A 17,182-nucleotide genomic window follows, 5' to 3' on the forward strand; every position below is an offset into this window, starting at 1 on the left:
CTGGGCCGTCAACTTCATGATCGTCGGGGTGGGGGGTATGCGTGAGGGGAGGGGGAGAGAGCGGGAGGGGCGGTGAGGGGAATGCGTGAGGTTTCGGTGCCTGTGGTGGACGGCGGGCTCGTCGGGGACGTGGTGGTGCCGGCGGGAGCCGGTGGGGTGGTGCTGTTCGCGCACGGGAGCGGCAGCTCGCGGCACAGCCCGCGCAACATGGCCGTCGGGCGTGCACTCAACGAGCGCGGGCTCGGCACGATGCTCGTCGACCTGCTGACCGCCGACGAGGAGGCCCGGGACGAGATCACCGCCGAGCTGCGCTTCGACATCGGCATGCTGGCCGAGCGCCTCGCCGGGATCGTCGACTGGATGGGCTCCGACCCGGAGCTGGGGAGGCTCTCGATCGGGCTGTTCGGCGCCAGCACCGGCGCCGCCGCCGCGCTGGTCGCCGCCGCGGCCCGGCCGGACCGGGCGGGCGCTGTGGTCTCCCGCGGCGGCCGGCCCGATCTGGCCGGCAGCTCACTGACTGCGGTACGCGCACCGACGCTCCTGCTCGTCGGCGGCCTGGACGAGCAGGTGATCGCACTCAACGAGCAGGCCCGGGACGCGCTGGGCGAGGTCGCCGAGCTGCGGATCGTGCCCGGCGCCACGCACCTGTTCGAGGAGCCCGGCACGCTGGAGCAGGTGGCCGACCAGGCAGGTACGTGGTTCACCACGCACCTGCGCCAGCCGCACCCCGCCTGACCGGCGGCGGAATCAGCCGGCTGCCTCGGCGGCGCGGCCCGGGTCGGCGGTCGGTGCGGGAACGTCGGAGCCGCTCCGCTCGGCGGCGCGGTGCCGCTGCACGGTGTCCAGCACCCGCCACAGCACCGCCGCGATCGGCACCGACACGAACGCCCCGGCGACCCCGGCCACCAGCGTGCCGGCGGTGACCACGACCAGGATGACCGCCGGGTGCAGCTGCACCTGCCGCCGCATGACCAGTGGTTCCAGCAGGTTGCCCTCGATCTGCTGCACGGCGATCACCGCGGCCAGCGTCAGCAGCGCGGTGGTGGGACCGTTCGCGGCGAGCGCGACGAGCACCGCCACCGCACCGGCCACCGTGGCGCCGATGATCGGTACGAACCCGCCGAGGAACGTGATCAGGGCGAGCGGCAGGGCCAGCGGGACACGCAGCACGACCAGGGCCAGCCCGATGCCGATGGCGTCGATGGCCGCGATGATCATCGTGCCCCGGCTGTACGCGCCGAGCGTCCGCCAGCCGGCCCGTCCCGCCTCGGCGGTCAGCGCCCGGCGCGGGCCGGTCAGCCGGCGCAGCACCCAGCGCCACATCGAGCGGCCGTCCTTGAGCAGGAAGAACAGCAGCACCAGGGCGAGCAGCACCGCGCCCGCGACCTCGGCGACCTTGCGTGCCCCGGCGACCGGGTCGGGCGCACCGCTGCTCAGGCCCTGCCGGATCTGCTCCACGAGCCGGTCGAGCTGCTGGTCGGTGACCGGCAGGCTGGACGTGACGAAGTCGCGGGTGCGCTGCAACCCCTCGTCGAGCTGCTGGCTCAGCTCGCCGAACTGGCTCGCCGTGAGGTTCCAGACCAGGACGCCGGCACCGCCCAGGATGCCGAGCAGCAGCAGGATGCTCAGCAGCGCGGCGAGCCCGGCCGGCACCCGCAGCCGGCGCAGGCGTACCAGGACCGGATCGAGCAGCGCGGCGAGGAAGAGTGTGCCGGCCAGCGCCACCGCAAGCGGCGCGAGCAGCACGGCGATCTGCCCCAGCAGCCACAGCCCGGCCGTCACCACCAGCAGGCAGGCGCTCCAGGTGACCGCCGTCCGTACCGGCCAGGGCAGTCCGGCCCAGGTCTGCCGCGGTCCGGCGGTCGGTGCCCGCCCGGGTATACCAGCGTCGTCGTCCACGTCGCCCTCCTCGATCGAGGCCGTTGGTACCCGACGCGAGCCGATCCGACACCAGGGCCGCAACCGCCCACCCGGCGTTTGTACCCCCGGCCTTAGGGAAGGCATTCAACGTATCGAAGGGAGATCCGACATGAGCGACTTCATGGACAAGGCCAAGGACTTCGCGGACAAGCACGACAAGCAGGTCGACCAGGGCATCGAGAAGGCGGGTGACGCTGCGGACAAGCGCACCGGCGGCAAGTACGACAACCAGATCGACAAGGGCGTCGACATGGCGCAGCAGCGCACCGGCGAAGGCGACACCGGTCGCTGACGTACACCCGCTTCGGACACGACGGCGGCCACGCCCCCGGTGGGGAGCGTGGCCGCCGTCGTGTCGGGCCGGCCTCCACAGGGGAGACCGGCCCGTCCGTCAGGAGCTGTAACCGCGGCCGGCGATCCAGTTGGCCAGCTCGGTCACGTCCATCCAGTACGTCGGCACGTCCGGCCGGGCCGGGTCCGCGATCAGCACCCGGTCGCCGTCGCCCTCGTACCGCACGACTGTCACGTAGTGGCCGGGGTAGCTGTGCTCCACCCCGTCGACGTCCCGGGCGCCGCCCAGGATGTTCGCCACCACGGGCCGGTCGTCGTCCACAGCGGTACGGATGTCCGTGCGCAGGCGGTCGACCTGCTCCCGGGTGGCCACGTCGTCGCGGATCTCGGTGGTCCGGTACTTGCCACCTGTGTACTCGTTCAGGACCCGGGTGATGTCGATGGCCGAGTCGGTGCCGTTCTCGGTGGTACCGAGCTTGGCGGCCAGCTCGTCCTGGCTCACGTCCTTGCCCTCGGCCGACAGCGCGATCCGGGTCGAGGCGGGACCGCAGTAGAAGAAGTTCGGCTGCGCCTGGTACTCGTAGTCGGCGGCGCGGTCACCCTTGCCCTTGACCGGGGCGGCGTGGGCGGCGGCGGCCGGACCGGCGACTGCACCGCCGGCCGCGGCCAGACCGGCGACGGACAGCACACACTTACGGATGATCGGGTTCATGGTCGAGGCTCCATTCGGGGGTCGACGGCTCCGTGCGGGAGACGCGGCACCAGGAGTGGCGCTCGGCGTACGGAGAGTTCAACCGCTCTGCCTCGGCAGCCCATTTCCGGGCGTGACCGGGGCCACCGCGGAACCGGACAGACGCCTCAGTCGGGCAGGCTTCCCAGCAGCCCCGTCACCGCGATCTCGATGACCACCCGCTCCGGATTCGGACGCGGCGTGCGATAGCGCTCGGCGTACCGGCGCTCGGCCTCGGCCACCGACTCCGGGTCGCGGCGCAGCACCGCCCGGCCCTCCACGGTCAGCCACCAGCGGCCGTCGACCTGGCACACCGCGACCGGGACGCCGTCCGGCCCGCCCGCCGCGACGTGCCGGGCCTTGGCCGACCCGGCTGAGGTGATCACCCGGGCCAGCCCGGCCGCGGGGTCGAAGGTCACCCCCACGGGTACGACGTGCGGGGTGCCGTCGGCACGCGGTGTGGTGAGCGTGGCGAGGTGCCGATCCGCGAAGAAGCGGGCCACCCGTTCGTCGCTCGGATCCAACCGATGCCGTGCCGCCATGTCGTCTCCTCGTTCCGTGCGGTGACGTCTCAGCGGCGGGGCGCCGCGCCGGGCGGCAACGTCGCCACCGGGGACTCCCCGGCGGCCCGCTGCTCGGCGCGGTGCTTGGCGACCAGCCGGCCCAGGTAGAACAGTGCGCCGGCCAGCACGCCCATGTCGTCCAGGTAGATCGGGTCGGGAAGCAGGTCCACCGGCAGGATCGTGTAGATCAGCGCGCCGTAGAACGCGACCTTGCCGCCGGCGCCGAGCGCGCCGAGCATGCGGCGGGTGCGGACCACCCGGATGGCGAGCAGCACCGCCCCGGCCAGCATGGCCGCCGCGAGGACGGCGGCGAGGACGACCAGCACCCAGGCTTCACGGGACACGCCACCACGCTAGCCGAGCCGAGCCCGCCACGCGCGGCGGTCGTCCCCGCCGCGGGGGTGCTCGCCTTCGGCGCCCGCACCGGGCGACGGCCTGTCGGGCCGCTGCCGGTGACGGGTTTTCAGGCCGCGACGGCCGCCCGGCCGCGAGCCACGGGCGGCAGCTCGCGGGTGACCTCGGGGCTCGCCGTTCCGGTCGGCAGTTCCCGGGTGGCCTCGGGCCCGGCGAACCCGACGATGGAGAGTTCCGTCTGCGGCTCGGCGACCGGGTGCAGCGCCGCGAACGCCTCGTCGCGCAGGCTCTGCGCCGCCGCCGCGGCCAGCTCGGCGGTCTGCCAGGCGGCCTGCTCCCGCTGCGCGGCGGCCCGGTGCCGTGCCGCCATGTTGTCCCGGACGAGCCGGCGCAGCAGCAGTTCCTGCTCCACCGGGTGCCGGCTCGGATCCCAGCCGTTGCCGCCGAGGATGTCGCTGAGCTGCCGCACCGTGATCTCGTCGCGCCACTGGGCGTCCATCGCGGCCCGGTGCAGCCAGCGCTCCCGGTCCGCGTACTCGGCCGGGGTCCGGGCGGTCCGGGGCAGCGGCAGCGCCGCGGCGGCGGTCAGGCGCCGGACGTCCTCCTCGGCCGCCTGGTACGCCTGCCAGGCAGCCTCGGCCTCCTCCTGGGCGGTCAGCCACTCGGCGCGGCTCCGCTCGGCGGTCGCCGTCGCACGGGAGGCGGCCACTGCCACCTCGTCGGCGTAGCGGATCCGCTCCTGGTCCCGTACGCGGGCGCGCTCGGCGCGTTCGATGCTGCTCGGGCGGGCGGCGTCACTGATCCGGTCGACCAGTTCCGAACGGAACCGGGACGGGCGGACGATCAGCGCGGCGACCACTGTCGCGGCCACGGCGAGCAGGACCAGCCAGATCACGGCGGCCGCGGGCATGTCGGGCAGGACGGAGGAGAAGACGGTCTGCATTACCAGCACCTCGTGGGTGGAACGTAGGACGATCGACGGTTGTGGCCCGGACATCCGGGCGGGTGCGCGTCGTGACTCGGACGCGACGGGACGCGCGGCAGGGCGCGAGGCGTGCGGCCCGTGGGACCGCGCCGGGGCGTACCGGAAGGGTTGCCCGGTCAGGCGCGCGGCGGACCGCGACGGGCGATGTGCGCCCGGCCTGGGTCGGCGGCGGCGACGACCTCGACGCCGGGAACGCGCCCGGCGGAGTCGGCGGAAAGGCCTTCGGTGCCGGCCGGGCGGGTGCCGGGGCCGGTGGTCCGCAGGGCGGCGGTCGTGGCGTCGGCCGCCGTGAGTTCCGCGGCGCCGGCCGTGACCGCCTGCCGCGTCGCGACGTGCTCGATCGCCGCGACGTGCGAGGCGACGGCGTGCGAGGCGACTGTGGCGTGCGAGGCCGCGGCGGCGTGGGCGGGTGCGGCGGTGATGCCCTGGAGGCCGGCGATCAGCACCAGGCCGGCCACAGCCGTGCGGGCGATCCGGCGCAGCGTCGCTGTCCAGGTGGACGGGGCGAACGCTACGGGCAGCACCTATTCAACCTATCGGTCGACGGACGATCCCGCAGCTCAAGGATCTTGCGGTTTACGTGAGCCACCCCACGGGTCGGTGTGGACGGAGACCCACGCGGGCCGGACGTGCGACGGCGCGGCGCCCCTGCCGAGGTGCCGCGCCGTCCAGTGGATGCCGGGTCAGTTGCCGCCGAGCACCGGCGGCGGAGCGGCGTCTCCGTCGCCCCAGACCATCTCGTCCTCGGTGAGCCAGGTCAGCCGGCCGTCGGACTCGTCGTCGCCGTGGCCGCCGCGCCCACCCAGCACGCCGCTGCGGCCGGCCATCGCGGGCCGCCCGGTGGCGCCGCCGGTGCGCTCGGCGGACTTGCTCCCGGCGTCGACCACGAGGCCACGGCCGGAGGTGAGCCGGCCCGTGCCGGCCGCCGAGCGGTTCTCCGCGCCGGACATGCCGCCGAAGCGGGCCGAGGACGCCGAGTTGGCGCCGGTGCCCGCGAGCGAGCCGGTGCTCAGCACACCGGGGGCGCCGTAGAGCCCGCCACCCGGTCCGCCGGCGCTCATCGTCGTCGGTCCGGCGCCGCCGGGACCGAAGCCCGGGCCGCCGCCGATCGTCGGACCGCCCGCGGTGCTGGTCAGCGGCGCGGCGCCGGCCAGCGAGGTGCCAGTCGGGTCGACGGTGCCGCCGGTCGGCACCGAACCCGGAGCGCCCGCGCCCGGCTGGCCGCCCGGAGTGCCCGCACCCGGTGTGCCCTCGCCCGGCGTGCCGCCGGTCGGGGCCGTGTGGTGCACGCCCGACGTGGTGGCGGTGGCGTTGGCGCCCGGGCCGAAGCTGCCCAGGCTCGGGCCGGACGACGGCGTCTTCACCGACGGCCCGTTCTGCAGGGTCGGGTCACCGTTGCCGGTGTGGCCGGGCAGCTCGGTCTCCGGCGGGTCCGGTACGACGATCCGGCCGTACGCCGAGAAGTCGTAGCCCTCGGCGAGCTTGGCCACGACCTGCACCATCCGCTGGTGCGCCTTCTCCTGCTCGGCCTTGTCCTGCTGGTGGCCGACGATCCCGCCGATCACCGCGCCGGGTGCGCCGCCGATCAGGAAGCCCTTGCCGGCGCCGGAGAGCAGCTTGTCGTTGTCGTCGGTCTTCTCCGGGCTCTCCGCCTTGGACTGCGCGGCCCGCAGCTCGCTGGACATCATGTCGAGGCCCTGTCGGATACCCGTCATGCCCTCGGCGAGGTTGCCGGAGTAGCGGACGACCATGTCCAGCCGGCGGTGGAACTCCCGCGCGGCGTCGCCGGTCCAGGTCTTCGCCAGCGCCTCCAGGTCGGCGGTCAGGTCGCGGCCGAGATCGTCGAGCGTGCCCTTGAGGGAGGTCCACTGGGCGCTGAGCGCCTCGATCTGCTTCGGGTCGCCGGCATTGACGCCCTGGTAGAGCTCCTCGTGACTGACGTGCTCGTAGCGCCGGGTGTACTCAGACACGCGGGTCCTCCTTCGGCTGCTTCATCGCCTCGTTCAGCCCGGAGAGGGCGGCGGCGATGTCGGCCGCGGCGGCGGCGTTGCGGGCCTCGGCGGTCTTGTAGTTCGTCATGATCTTGTGGGTCGCCTCGCGGGCGGCCAGGATCGCCCGGCGCAGCCGGTCGACGTGGTTGACGTAGCTCTGGTGGGTCTCGGAGTAGCGACGTGCGTTGTCGGTCGCGTCGGTGAACGTGCCGAGGGCCGGCGGGCGGCACTGCATCTGGGTGTTGAGCTTGCGCAACACCGACTCCGCCTCGTGCAGACGCCGCTCGAGCCGCTGGTGAAAGTCCTCCAAGGACAGTACGTCTACTGTCGTGCGCCCCGTCATGGCTGCATCCCCGTAGTCATCGTCGATAACCGTTCGCCGTACTCAGGTTAGTCGAAGCGAGCCAACCCGGGCGACCCGTGACGGAGATCCTCCACTTCGGATCGCCGCAGGGCCTGTCAACCGCCCTGGACCTGCGCCTCCGCGCCACCGGCCGACGGTGTCGCGGTGGCCCCCGGAGGCGTCGACGCATCGAAGTAGGTCATCGCATCCTCGCGGGACAGCGTCGGTCCGGTCGGCACCAGCGCCAGCAGCGAGGCGGGTACGGCGAGCGGCGTCACGTCGCCGTACCCGAGCGCGCTCTTCGCGTCGCCCCCGGCGGTGCCGAGCGGATAGCGGATGCCCTGCGCGGTGATCAGGTAGACAGTCGAACCGGCCGCCGCCTTGCCGCTCTCCCCGGCCGTGGCCTGCACCAGCACGCCCTTGCCGCCGGGCAGCAGCACGCTCTCGGCGGTGCGTACCGCGTCCCGGGCGCCCTGCCGCGCGGGCATCGCGGTCGCCGAGGTCAGCTCGGCCGGCGGGGAGTCGAAGACCTCCAGCGTGGTGGTCGGCGGCTGACCGGCCGGGCCGGGCCGGTAGGTGGCGCAGAGCACCGTCCGTCCCGGACGGACCTCGTGCAGCGTCGGCAGCCGGGCCGGCAGGCCGTCCGCGTCCAGCCGCTGGTCGGTGAGGAGCCGGCCCGCCTCATCCGGAGTGATCTGCGTCACCTCGCCACCCCCGCCGAGCAGCAGCAGCGCGGTGACCTCGCGGACTGTCGCCAGGCCCTGCCGGGTGAGCACGTAGTACTGGCCGGCGGCCTGGTAGACCTGGCCGATCCGGGCCGGCCGGTCGGCCACTGTGAGCCCGCTCGCGCCGCCGTCCCCGGCGATCGCCGGCTTGCGCAGCACCGGCCCGGCCGGCACCGCGTTCAGCAGTTGCTGCCCGACGGTCAGGTTCGTCGCGCCGGCCATCTTCAACGCCACCAGCGCCTGCTCGTCACCGGCCACCCGCAGCCGGGAACCACCGGTGAGCAGGTAACGCGCGTCGCCGGTCCGCACCACCACGGCCCGGTCGGTGAGCGCCGTGCCGCCGGGCAGCGCGCGGTCGATCACCAGGTGGGTGGTGGAGCGCTGCGGGTCGTTCGGGTCCGGCACGTCGCACACCGACCAGGGGAGCCCGACCAGCGATTTGCGATCCGGCAGGTCGTCCGGGGCGCCGACGATGCCGACCAGCCGCCCGCGTGGACGGTCCTTGATCGACGCCTGGGACATGGTGCGCGGCTGCGCCGCGGCGTCGTTGACGATCAGCCGCGCCGAGGCGTAGTTGAGCGTCGGGCGCAGCACCTTGTCCTCGCCGAAGTAGTACGTCGCGCCGGTCTCCCGCTCGATCACCAGCGTGTTCGGCTCCAGCGGCGCGGAGTTGCTGGTGAGCTGGCCGTACGCGCCCACGCCGCCGAGCACCACTGCGGCCGCGATGACGCTGCCGAACACCGCCATGCCGAGGCGGCGCATCGGCAGGTCGTTTGTCTCCGGATCACCGGAGAGCAGCGCCGAGACGATGCGGCGGGTGACGAAGCGGTACGCCTGCACCTGATCGCGGCGGGTCCGCATGACTAACCTCCGGCGGGGGTGGGTCCGCGGCGACAGGTCCGAACAGCGCCGCGGGCTTCCCTACGATAAGGGGCCGTCGGGGGTGCGCCGGACCCCGTCCGCCGACCGAACGACCGCACCCGCCCGGCGGATGCCCAGGATGTCCAGAAGGGACGCACACCGATGACGCAGCTCCAGGCGCCACCCGGTCGTACCGCCACCACTCCCGCCGTACCGCCGGACCGGCCGGTCACCCCGGCCGACAAGCGCCGCCGGGGACGCCTCGGCCCGGTCGTGGTCGGGCAGCTCGTGGTGGTGGAGTGCGCGGCGCTCGCGGTCTGGTTCGCCACCGCCGGCCCGGCGTGGCTGCTCGCGGTGGTCGCCGTCCTGGCGCTGCTGGCGGTGGCCGCGGCGTTCGCGCGCCGGGGCGGCCGCTGGTGGTACGAGGACCTGATGCTCCGCCGCCGGCTGCGCCGGCGCCGCGACCGCGCCCGGGGCGCGGCGCCCGGTGGTGACCCGAGACTGGCCGCGCTCGCCCCGGAGCTGACAGTGGTGGAGCTGACCGAGCGCGGCACCCGGCTCGGCATCGGGCAGGACGACCGGGGCTGGTTCGCCGCGCTGGCGCTGACCGGCCGGCCCGGCGCGCCCGCCGGCTCGATCGAGGCGGCGGTGGTGGACCGCGTGCTCGCGGTGCTCGCCGACTTCTCCGGCCCGGTCACCCAGACCCAGGTCGTCTCGCACACCCTGGTCTGGTACCCGGCGCCCGGCGCGCCGCCGTCCGCGTACCGGACCGTGTGGGTGGCGCTGCGCCTGTCGGTGTCCGACGCGCGGGCCGAGGCGGTGAGCCGGGGCGGCGGCCTGCGCGGCGTGCACCGCACGGTGGCGGCCGGGGTGGGCCGGCTCGGCAAGGCGCTCAACGCCGCCGGCCTCGGTCACCGGGTGCTCGACCGGAACGAGCTGCACGCGGCGGTGGTGTCCGGGGCCGGGCTCGACCTGGCACCGGAGTCCCCGGTGGAGACGTGGACCAGCCTGCGCGGGGGCGGCTGGACGCAGCGCTGCCTGGCCCTGCGGGTACGCCCCAACGGCTCACTCGGCGCGCTGGTCGACGCGGTCACCGCCACCTCCGCGCCCTCGCACACGGTCGCCGCCGTGGTGCTCCCGGGCGGCCGGCGGGTGCCGCCGCTGCTGCGGGTGGCAGCCATGGACGGGCACGCCGAGGCGCTGGTGAAGGCGGTCCGCGAGATGGCGCGGCGCGCGGGCGTGCCGGCCCGCCCGCTGGACGGCCAGCACGGCCCCGGCGTCTACGCCACCGCGCCGGTCGGCACCGCGATGGGGACCGTCACGGTCGAAGGTTGACGATCCAGCCGTACGCGCCGCAGACCCAGACGGCCAGCGGCACCAGCGCGATGATGAGCAGGATCTCGACGATGTCCAGGGTCCGGCCCCAGACCGGGGAGATCCGCTTGCCGGCCACGGTCAGGCCGTAGACCAGGCTGATCACGGCCAGCACGGCCAGGCCGCCCAGGATCAGCCCGAGGCGTACCGCCAGCGAGCCGGCGGCGAACGTGGCGGCGGCGACCAGCCCCAGGCCGACGGTGCCGGACAGCAGCACCGGCGTGCGTTGGGCGCGGCTGAGGAACGGGCGCGCCCGCAGCAGCGACAGCAGCGCCAGCACCAGGCAGAGCAGGACCGCCGGGAGCCGGCCGTTCTCGGCCAGCACCACCTCGCCGCCGAGCACCAGCAGCGAGACGGTCCAGAGCAGACCGGTGAGGAACGCGTCGGCGCGCTCGCTGTTGCGCAGCACCGACGGCCCGTCCACCGACTCGGTGTCGGTCTTGAGGTCGTCCGGGCCGGTGGGGATGGACGGCACCGGCAGCCGGGCCAGGCGGTAGGCGAGCATCGGCAGGGCGGGCAGCGCGCCGAACGCGACTGTCGACACCACCGCCGCAGCCGCCGCCGCGCCGATGTCGAAGGCCAGGCTGAGCACCGCGCCGAGGCCGACCGCCGCGCCCACGCCCACCGCGCCGAGGAAGAGCGGCAGGCGGTCGCCGACGGCGAGCGCGGCGATCGCGCCGAAGACCACCACAGCGGTGCCGGCGAGCAGGACGTGCGGACCGGCCAGCTCGCCGAGCGTCCGCTCACCGGCGAGCACCAGCAGGCCGCCGGCGCCCGCGTACCCGATCCCGACCAGGGCCAGCACCGCGCCGGTGCGGCTGTCGCCGGCGGCGCGGGACAGCACCGCGGCGCCGACCAGCAGCGCCACCGCGACCACGAACGCGGCGGCCGCGCCGGGTAGCTGCGGTGGGCCGGTGAGCAGCGTCGCCACCGCGCCCGCGGCGAGCGCCGAGGCGGCCAGCAGGACCGCGAACACCCGTGTGGTGCCGACCTGCCAGGCGCCCGCCCGCTGGGTGGTGGAGGTGGCGACCGCGTCCACCACGTCGTCGAAGACGATCTCGGGGGCGGTCGCGGCACGCGGGTTGAAGTAGAGCACCTCGCCGTCGCGGACGCCGAGCTGCGCGGCGGTCCGGCCGCCGTCGAACGGCTGACCGCCGAGCCGGGACAGGGCCCAGCCGCCGTGCCGCACGCCCTCGTCGGCCAGGTCCTCGCCCGCGTACCGCAGCAGCGTGGGCAGCAGGTCGGCGAGCGGCACGTCGGACGGCAGCGCCAGATCCATCCTGGTACGCGGCGCCACGATGGTGATCCGGCTCAGCCCACCGGTCGCCGTCTTCGTCGCCACAGTGGCCTCCTCGTGCTCGCATACGATCCGCTGGGCCGTCGGCGCCGCCCCCACGGGTCCACGACGCCACCGGGAGATTACCTACGATGGCGGTCGCACAGGTTGCCCACCCGACGCTCACCGGCGGTGGCAGACCACGATCAGGGCCGCTTCTGGGGAGGGGAGAGCCGTGAGTACGGTGGTGTTCCGCCGACTTCCGCGTCAACCGGGGCCCGCGCTGCCGCGCGGCGAGGTGCTGCTGGAGTCCCCGCCCGAGCTGCCGGAGCCGCAGGCCAAGGGCATGGGTCAGGTGCTGATGATCCTGCCGATGCTCTGCGGCGTCGGCGCGATGGCGTTCCTCTACGCCGGCCGGGGCGGCGGCATGATGACGTACGTCGCCGGTGGCCTGTTCGGTGTGTCCATGTTGGGCATGGCGATCGGCACGCTCGGCAACGGCGGCAACGACAAGGCCGAGCTGAACGCCCAGCGGCGCGACTACATGCGCTACCTCGCGCAGATGCGCAAGCGCACCCGGCGGGCGGCCGAGCAGCAGCGCGCCGCGATGACCTGGCGGCACCCGGAGCCGGACGCGCTCTGGTCGATCGCCGCCTCGCGCCGGCTCTGGGAGCGGCGGATCACCGAGGACGACTTCGGCGAGGTACGGATCGCGCTCGGCCCGCAGCGGCTGGCGGTGGAGATCGTGCCGCCGGAGACCAAGCCGGTGGAGGACCTGGAACCGATGAGCGCGATCGCGCTGCGCCGGTTCGTCCGGGCCCACTCCAGCGTGCCGGACCTGCCGACCGCGCTGTCGCTGCGCGCGTTCAGCCGGATCGCGCTGCGCGGCGACCGGGAGCCGGTGCTCGACCTGACCCGGGCCGCGCTGGGCCAGCTCGTCACGTTCCACGCCCCGGAGGACCTCCTGGTGGTCGTGGTCGCCGCGCCGGACCGGCAGGCGGCCTGGGACTGGGTGAAGTGGCTGCCGCACGCCCAGCACCCGGGGCGTACGGACGCGGCCGGCGCGCGCCGGATGGTGTTCGCCGCGCTGGACGAGGCGGAGACCGCGCTGGCCCAGGACCTGGGCGGGCGGCCCCGGTTCTCGCCCGAGGCGAAGCCGCTGACCACCGCGCCGCACGTGGTGGTGGTGCTCGACGGCGGCGAGGTCTCGGCGACCTGCGCGCTGACCGGGCCGGGCCTGCTCGGCACGACCGTGTTCGACCTGTCCGGCGCGGTCCCGCGTGACGCCGGGCGCTGGCTGCTCTGCCTGGACGCCGGGGACGGCACCGGCCTCGACCTGGTCCGCGGCACCGCCACGTCGCGGCTCGGCCGCCCGGACCGGCTCTCCCTGAGCGCGGCCGAGGGGCTGGCCCGGCAGATCGCCCCGTTCCGGCTCTCCCAGCAGCAGGGCGCGAGCACCGAGGAGCCGCTGGCCCGCAGCATGGAGCTGCCCGACCTGCTCGGTGTCGGCGACGCGGCCACGGTGGACACCCGGCAGACCTGGCGTCCGCGCAGCCACCGCGACCGGCTGCGCATCCCGCTCGGCCTGGGACCGGACGGCAACGTGGTGGAGCTGGACTTCAAGGAGTCCGCGCACGAGGGCATGGGCCCGCACGGCCTGGTCATCGGCGCGACCGGTTCCGGCAAGAGCGAGCTGCTGCGGACGGTGGTCGCGGCGCTCGCGGTGACGCACTCGTCGGAGGAACTGAACTTCGTTCTCGTCGACTTCAAGGGCGGCGCCACCTTCGCGTCGCTGGACGCGTTGCCGCACACCAGCGCGGTGATCACCAACCTCTCCGACGAGCTGCCGCTGGTCGACCGCATGCGGGACGCGCTGGCCGGTGAGATGAACCGCCGGCAGGAGGTGCTGCGGGCGGCGGGCAACTACGTCTCGCGGTACGACTACGAGAAGGCGCGGGCCGCCGGTGAGCCGCTGGAGCCGATGCCCAGCCTGCTGATCATCTGTGACGAGTTCTCCGAGCTGCTCGCCGCCAAGCCGGACTTCATCGACCTGTTCGTGATGATCGGCCGCCTCGGCCGGTCGCTCGGCGTGCACCTGCTGCTCGCCTCGCAGCGGCTGGAGGAGGGCAAGCTGCGCGGCCTGGACACGCACCTGTCGTACCGGATCGGTCTGCGCACGTTCTCGGCTGTGGAGAGCCGGATCGTGCTCGGCGTGCCGGACGCGTACGAGCTGCCCAGCGCGCCCGGTCACGGCTACCTGAAGACCGACACCGCGACCATGCTGCGGTTCCGCGCCGCGTACGTGTCCGGCCCGTACCGGGCGCCGGGGCAGGTGCAGCGCTCCACCCGGGCGCAGGTGCAACGCCGGATCGTCCCGTACGGCATCGACTACGTGCCGGTGCCGGCGGCGCCGAGCCCGGCGGAGGCCGCCCCGGAGCCGGAGCAGAGCGGCGACGGCAAGGCCGTGGCGATGCTGGACGTGCTGATCGACCAGCTCAAGGGCCGCGGCAAGCCGGCGCACCAGGTGTGGCTGCCGCCGCTGGCCGAGCCGTCCGGGCTGGCCGAGCTGCTGCCCAAGCTGAGCGTGCACCCGACGTACGGCCTGACCACCGCCGACTGGCCGGGCCGCGGCCGGCTCGCCGTGCCGGTCGGCATCGTGGACCGCCCGTACGAGCAGCGCCGCGACCCGATGATGGTCGACCTGGCCGGGGCCGGCGGCAACGTGGTGATCGTCGGGGCGTCGCTGAGCGGCAAGAGCACCATGCTGCGCTCGATGCTGGCCTCGCTGGCGCTCACCCACACGCCGCGCGAGGTGCAGTTCTTCTGCCTCGACTTCGGCGGTGGCGCGTTGCGCAGCCTGGACGGGCTGCCACACACCTCGGGTGTGGCGGGCCGGCGGGACGTCGAGGCGGTCCGGCGGACGGTGGCCGAGGTGGTCGCCGTGATCGACGAGCGGGAGAACCGGTTCACCCAGCACGGCATCGACTCGGTGGCGAGCTACCGGCGCCGCCGGGCGGCCGGTGAGTTCGCCGACGACCCGTTCGGTGACGTCTTCCTCGTCGTGGACGGCTGGAACACGCTGCGCCAGGAGTACGAGGAGCTGGAGCAGACGATCACCAACCTGGCGAACCGGGGCCTCGGCTTCGGCGTCCACGTGGTGATCACGGCGGTGCGCTGGGCGGAGATCCGGATCAACATGCGGGACCTGCTCGGCACCAAGCTGGAGCTGCGGCTCGGTGACCCGTCGGAGTCGGAGATCGACAGGCGGGCCGCGCAGAACGTGCCGGTGGGCGCGCCCGGTCGCGGTCTGACCCGGGACAAGCTGCACTTCCTGACCGCGATCTCCCGGATCGACGGCAAGCGCGACATCGAGGACCTGACCGAGGCGTCGGTGGCGCTCGCCGGTCACGTCGCGGCGAACTGGCCGGGACAGCCGGCGCCGAAGGTCCGGCTGCTGCCGCGCAAGCTGGCGGTCACCGAGCTGGCGAAGGTGGTCGACCGGTCCGCCCCGGGCATTCCGATCGGCGTCAACGAGTCGGCGCTCGCCCCGGTCTACCTGGACCTGGCGGGCGAGCCGCACCTGACCGTGTTCGGCGACGCCGAGTGCGGCAAGACGAACCTGCTGCGGCTGATCGCCCGGGGGATCGCCGAGCGGTACACCCCGGCCCAGGCGCGGCTGGTCATCGCCGACTACCGGCGTGGTCTGCTGGGCGCGGTCGAGGGTGACCACCTGCTCGACTACGCGCCGTCGAACCAGGTGTTCAGCCAGGGACTCGGCTCGATCCGCAGCGCGTTGCAGAACCGGCTGCCCGGCCCGGACGTTACCACCGCCCAGCTGCGTGACCGGAGCTGGTGGAAGGGTCCGGACCTGTACATCCTGGTGGACGACTACGACCTGGTCGCCTCCGGTGGCAGCAACCCGCTGAGCGCGCTGCACGAGCTGCTGCCGCAGGCGCGGGACATCGGCCTGCACCTGATCATCACGCGCCGGGTCGGCGGTGTGGCCCGTGCGCTGTACGAGCCGGTGCTGCAACGGCTGCGCGAGCTGGACTCGCCCGGCCTGCTGATGTCCGGCAGCCGGGAGGAGGGTGCGGTCTTCGGCAACCTGCGGCCGACGCCGCAGCCGCCGGGCCGGGGCACGCTCGTCCGTCGCCGCGACGGCCAGCAGCTGATCCAGACCGCGTGGACGGAGCCGGCCTGACGGGACGGACGCCGGGCGGCCCGGTCCGGTAGCGTCGGCCCGATCGATCGTCGCGAGTGGAGAGGGGCGCGCACGTGAGCAGCCCGTCGGGTTTCGGTGCGGCCATGGAGGGCCTGCTGCGGCAGGCGCAGGAACAGCAGCGCCGGCTGGCCGATCTCCAGCGGCAGCGCGCCGAGCTGCGGGTGACCGGGGAGAGCCCGGACGGGCTGGTGCGGGTGACTGTCGACGGCGGCATGAAGGTCGGCGACATCGAGCTGAACGCGCGGGCGATGCGGCTGGACAGCTTCTCCCTGTCCGAGGCGATGCAGGCGGCGATCGACGCGGCCTACGCGGCCTTCGAGGAGCGGCAGCGCGAGATGCTGAGCGAGATGCTCGGCGACTCCGAGATGGTCCGCCGTGCGCAGGACGGCACGCTGACCCCGGAGGACTGGTTCCGTCAGTTCGGGGTGGACGTGTCCGACCCGACCCGCAACCTGCGGCGCTGAGCGAGAGGAAGGCCGACGATGCCGAACACGGTCGACGTCGACGCGATCCGGAAGGCGGGCCGGATGCTCGACGCCCCGGACGGCCCGATCCAATACCTCCGCAACGTCGAGACGTTGCTGGGCGAGGTGAAGCTGCCCAGCGGCGCGCTGAGCTGGTTCGGCACCGGCGCGGTCGAGCGGCACAACGCGGCTGTGGACGGGCACCTGGACAACGTCCGCACCGGCGTGGAGCATCTGCGCAAGGCCGCCGCGCAGCTCGAACAGAGCGCGAAGAACTGGGAGAGGTCGGATCAGCCCTGGGTGGTCAAGTGACCGGCCGGGCCCGCCACGGGAAGGACGCCTGATGCCGCCGGAGATCCTCATCGCCAACGCCTCGGGGACGGTGACCGGCACCGTGACGGTCGCCGAGACCACGGCTCCGGTCCGGTCGGCGGCGGCCGTCGCCAAGGGCAACCTGGTCTGGATCGTCGCCTCGGCGGCGTTGATCGGCGCGATCCTCTACCTGGAGTCGTTCGACAACCAGCAGGTCAACGAGTCGATCAAGAAGTGGGACGAGGCGGCCCGCCTGCTCGGCGCGGACCAGTTCGGCGCGGCCATGGCGGCGGTTCCGCCGGACGCGGCGGAGTGGGACTTCGACGACCGGGACGCGTTCGACCTGTTCCTCCGCAAGCTCGGGGCGGAGATCAACTCGTTGGCCGAGGCGTTCGCCGCCAACCGGGACACGCTCACCGCGGCCCGGGACGCGTACAACGACGCGATCTCCGGCCTGGCCCAGGCGCTCATGCCGATCCTGGTCGCGGTGATCGCCTCGATCGCGCTCCAGTTCTTCCCCGCCACCACCGCGCTGGCGCAGGCCATCGGCATCGTCGGTCTGACCGCCACCGCCGCCGTCCTGGTCCTGGTCTTCGGTGAGATCAGCGCGCTGCTGCACGCGCTGCTGGCCGCCTTCCACACCGACAACCGGTTCACCTTCACCGCGGACTCCCGCCCCGGCTGGGCGCCGACCGGCTCGGACCCGGACATCAAGGACATCAAGATCGACTGGGTGCGGGACGCCAAGTTCTACGGGTGACGGGAGCGACG

At 74.1% G+C, this 17,182-nt stretch carries 17 protein-coding genes; 7 read left to right on the plus strand and 10 right to left on the minus strand.

Translation table 11 applies throughout. The annotated features are described in order from the left end of the window. The first annotated feature begins 81 nt into the window (after positions 1–81). Positions 82–735, plus strand: a complete 654-nt coding sequence (locus MICAU_RS02745; protein WP_041798772.1) for a dienelactone hydrolase family protein — start codon at positions 82–84, stop codon at positions 733–735. A 12-nt stretch (positions 736–747) separates the two neighbouring features. Here MICAU_RS02745 and MICAU_RS02750 read toward each other — a convergent pair whose 3' ends face one another. Then, on the minus strand, positions 748–1,899 hold the full coding sequence (locus MICAU_RS02750; protein WP_013283755.1) for an AI-2E family transporter: 1,152 nt from the start codon (positions 1,897–1,899) through the stop codon (positions 748–750). A gap of 130 nt (positions 1,900–2,029) precedes the next feature. On the opposite strand from MICAU_RS02750, the gene MICAU_RS02755 reads away from it, so the two are divergent. Further along, positions 2,030–2,212, plus strand: a complete 183-nt coding sequence (locus tag MICAU_RS02755; RefSeq protein ID WP_013283756.1) for an antitoxin — start codon at positions 2,030–2,032, stop codon at positions 2,210–2,212. A gap of 99 nt (positions 2,213–2,311) precedes the next feature. Here the strand turns inward: MICAU_RS02755 and MICAU_RS02760 are convergent, their stop codons facing one another. The 8 genes from MICAU_RS02760 to eccB all read right to left on the minus strand — a co-directional run bounded on the left by MICAU_RS02760 (position 2,312) and on the right by eccB (position 8,763). Next, complete coding sequence (locus tag MICAU_RS02760; RefSeq protein WP_013283757.1) at positions 2,312–2,923, minus strand: C39 family peptidase; 612 nt, start codon at positions 2,921–2,923, stop codon at positions 2,312–2,314. 146 nt (positions 2,924–3,069) lie between these two features. Continuing rightward, positions 3,070–3,483, minus strand: coding sequence for a pyridoxamine 5'-phosphate oxidase family protein (locus tag MICAU_RS02765; RefSeq protein ID WP_013283758.1), 414 nt, complete (start codon positions 3,481–3,483; stop codon positions 3,070–3,072). Between the two features lie 29 nt (positions 3,484–3,512). After that, positions 3,513–3,848: a YkvA family protein gene (locus tag MICAU_RS02770; protein ID WP_013283759.1), complete on the minus strand. Its 336-nt coding sequence runs from the start codon at positions 3,846–3,848 to the stop codon at positions 3,513–3,515. A gap of 119 nt (positions 3,849–3,967) precedes the next feature. Continuing rightward, positions 3,968–4,801, minus strand: coding sequence for a hypothetical protein (locus tag MICAU_RS02775; RefSeq protein WP_013283760.1), 834 nt, complete (start codon positions 4,799–4,801; stop codon positions 3,968–3,970). A 158-nt stretch (positions 4,802–4,959) separates the two neighbouring features. Continuing rightward, a complete protein-coding gene (locus MICAU_RS02780) occupies positions 4,960–5,367 on the minus strand; it encodes a hypothetical protein (RefSeq protein ID WP_013283761.1) in 408 nt (135 codons plus the stop codon). Positions 5,368–5,526: 159 nt separating this feature from the next. Continuing rightward, positions 5,527–6,813 carry a WXG100 family type VII secretion target gene (locus MICAU_RS02785; protein ID WP_013283762.1) on the minus strand — a complete coding sequence of 429 codons (1,287 nt, stop codon included), beginning with the start codon at positions 6,811–6,813 and terminating at the stop codon, positions 5,527–5,529. Continuing rightward, a complete protein-coding gene (locus MICAU_RS02790) occupies positions 6,806–7,177 on the minus strand; it encodes a DUF2563 family protein (RefSeq protein ID WP_013283763.1) in 372 nt (123 codons plus the stop codon). The genes MICAU_RS02785 and MICAU_RS02790 overlap by 8 nt, the downstream gene beginning before the upstream one ends. A 116-nt stretch (positions 7,178–7,293) precedes the next feature. Next, on the minus strand, positions 7,294–8,763 hold the full coding sequence (eccB, locus tag MICAU_RS02795; RefSeq protein ID WP_013283764.1) for a type VII secretion protein EccB: 1,470 nt from the start codon (positions 8,761–8,763) through the stop codon (positions 7,294–7,296). 162 nt (positions 8,764–8,925) lie between these two features. Between eccB and MICAU_RS02800 the strand changes: the two genes are divergently transcribed. Then, on the plus strand, positions 8,926–10,098 hold the full coding sequence (locus MICAU_RS02800) for a type VII secretion protein EccE (protein ID WP_013283765.1): 1,173 nt from the start codon (positions 8,926–8,928) through the stop codon (positions 10,096–10,098). Here MICAU_RS02800 and eccD read toward each other — a convergent pair. Continuing rightward, complete coding sequence (eccD, locus tag MICAU_RS02805; protein ID WP_013283766.1) at positions 10,082–11,479, minus strand: type VII secretion integral membrane protein EccD; 1,398 nt, start codon at positions 11,477–11,479, stop codon at positions 10,082–10,084. The genes MICAU_RS02800 and eccD overlap by 17 nt on opposite strands. Positions 11,480–11,648: 169 nt before the next feature. Between eccD and MICAU_RS02810 the strand changes: the two genes are divergently transcribed. From MICAU_RS02810 to MICAU_RS02825, 4 genes are all read left to right on the plus strand, one after another. Next, the gene (locus MICAU_RS02810) at positions 11,649–15,614 is read left to right on the plus strand and encodes a type VII secretion protein EccC (protein WP_013283767.1); all 3,966 of its coding nucleotides are present in this window, start codon (positions 11,649–11,651) and stop codon (positions 15,612–15,614) included. A 74-nt stretch (positions 15,615–15,688) separates the two neighbouring features. Then, complete coding sequence (locus MICAU_RS02815) at positions 15,689–16,099, plus strand: YbaB/EbfC family nucleoid-associated protein (RefSeq protein ID WP_013283768.1); 411 nt, start codon at positions 15,689–15,691, stop codon at positions 16,097–16,099. 18 nt (positions 16,100–16,117) lie between these two features. Beyond that, positions 16,118–16,411: a hypothetical protein gene (locus MICAU_RS02820; RefSeq protein WP_013283769.1), complete on the plus strand. Its 294-nt coding sequence runs from the start codon at positions 16,118–16,120 to the stop codon at positions 16,409–16,411. Between the two features lie 31 nt (positions 16,412–16,442). Next, positions 16,443–17,171, plus strand: coding sequence for a hypothetical protein (locus tag MICAU_RS02825; RefSeq protein WP_013283770.1), 729 nt, complete (start codon positions 16,443–16,445; stop codon positions 17,169–17,171). Positions 17,172–17,182 lie beyond the last annotated feature (11 nt).

Source organism: Micromonospora aurantiaca ATCC 27029, from assembly GCF_000145235.1.
In the GTDB taxonomy this organism is placed as follows: Bacteria; Actinomycetota; Actinomycetes; order Mycobacteriales; family Micromonosporaceae; genus Micromonospora; species Micromonospora aurantiaca.

Bases quoted from the DNA above. Each gene is read 5' to 3' on its own strand.
- MICAU_RS02745 (WP_041798772.1), top strand. From the start codon at position 82: ATGCGTGAGGTTTCGGTGCCTGTGGTGGACGGCGGGCTCGTCGGGGAC.
- MICAU_RS02755 (WP_013283756.1), top strand. From the start codon at position 2,030: ATGAGCGACTTCATGGACAAGGCCAAGGACTTCGCGGACAAGCACGAC.
- MICAU_RS02760 (WP_013283757.1), bottom strand. From the start codon at position 2,923: ATGAACCCGATCATCCGTAAGTGTGTGCTGTCCGTCGCCGGTCTGGCC.
- MICAU_RS02765 (WP_013283758.1), bottom strand. From the start codon at position 3,483: ATGGCGGCACGGCATCGGTTGGATCCGAGCGACGAACGGGTGGCCCGC.
- MICAU_RS02775 (WP_013283760.1), bottom strand. From the start codon at position 4,801: ATGCAGACCGTCTTCTCCTCCGTCCTGCCCGACATGCCCGCGGCCGCC.
- MICAU_RS02790 (WP_013283763.1), bottom strand. From the start codon at position 7,177: ATGACGGGGCGCACGACAGTAGACGTACTGTCCTTGGAGGACTTTCAC.
- eccB (WP_013283764.1), bottom strand. From the start codon at position 8,763: ATGCGGACCCGCCGCGATCAGGTGCAGGCGTACCGCTTCGTCACCCGC.
- MICAU_RS02800 (WP_013283765.1), top strand. From the start codon at position 8,926: ATGACGCAGCTCCAGGCGCCACCCGGTCGTACCGCCACCACTCCCGCC.
- MICAU_RS02820 (WP_013283769.1), top strand. From the start codon at position 16,118: ATGCCGAACACGGTCGACGTCGACGCGATCCGGAAGGCGGGCCGGATG.
- MICAU_RS02825 (WP_013283770.1), top strand. From the start codon at position 16,443: ATGCCGCCGGAGATCCTCATCGCCAACGCCTCGGGGACGGTGACCGGC.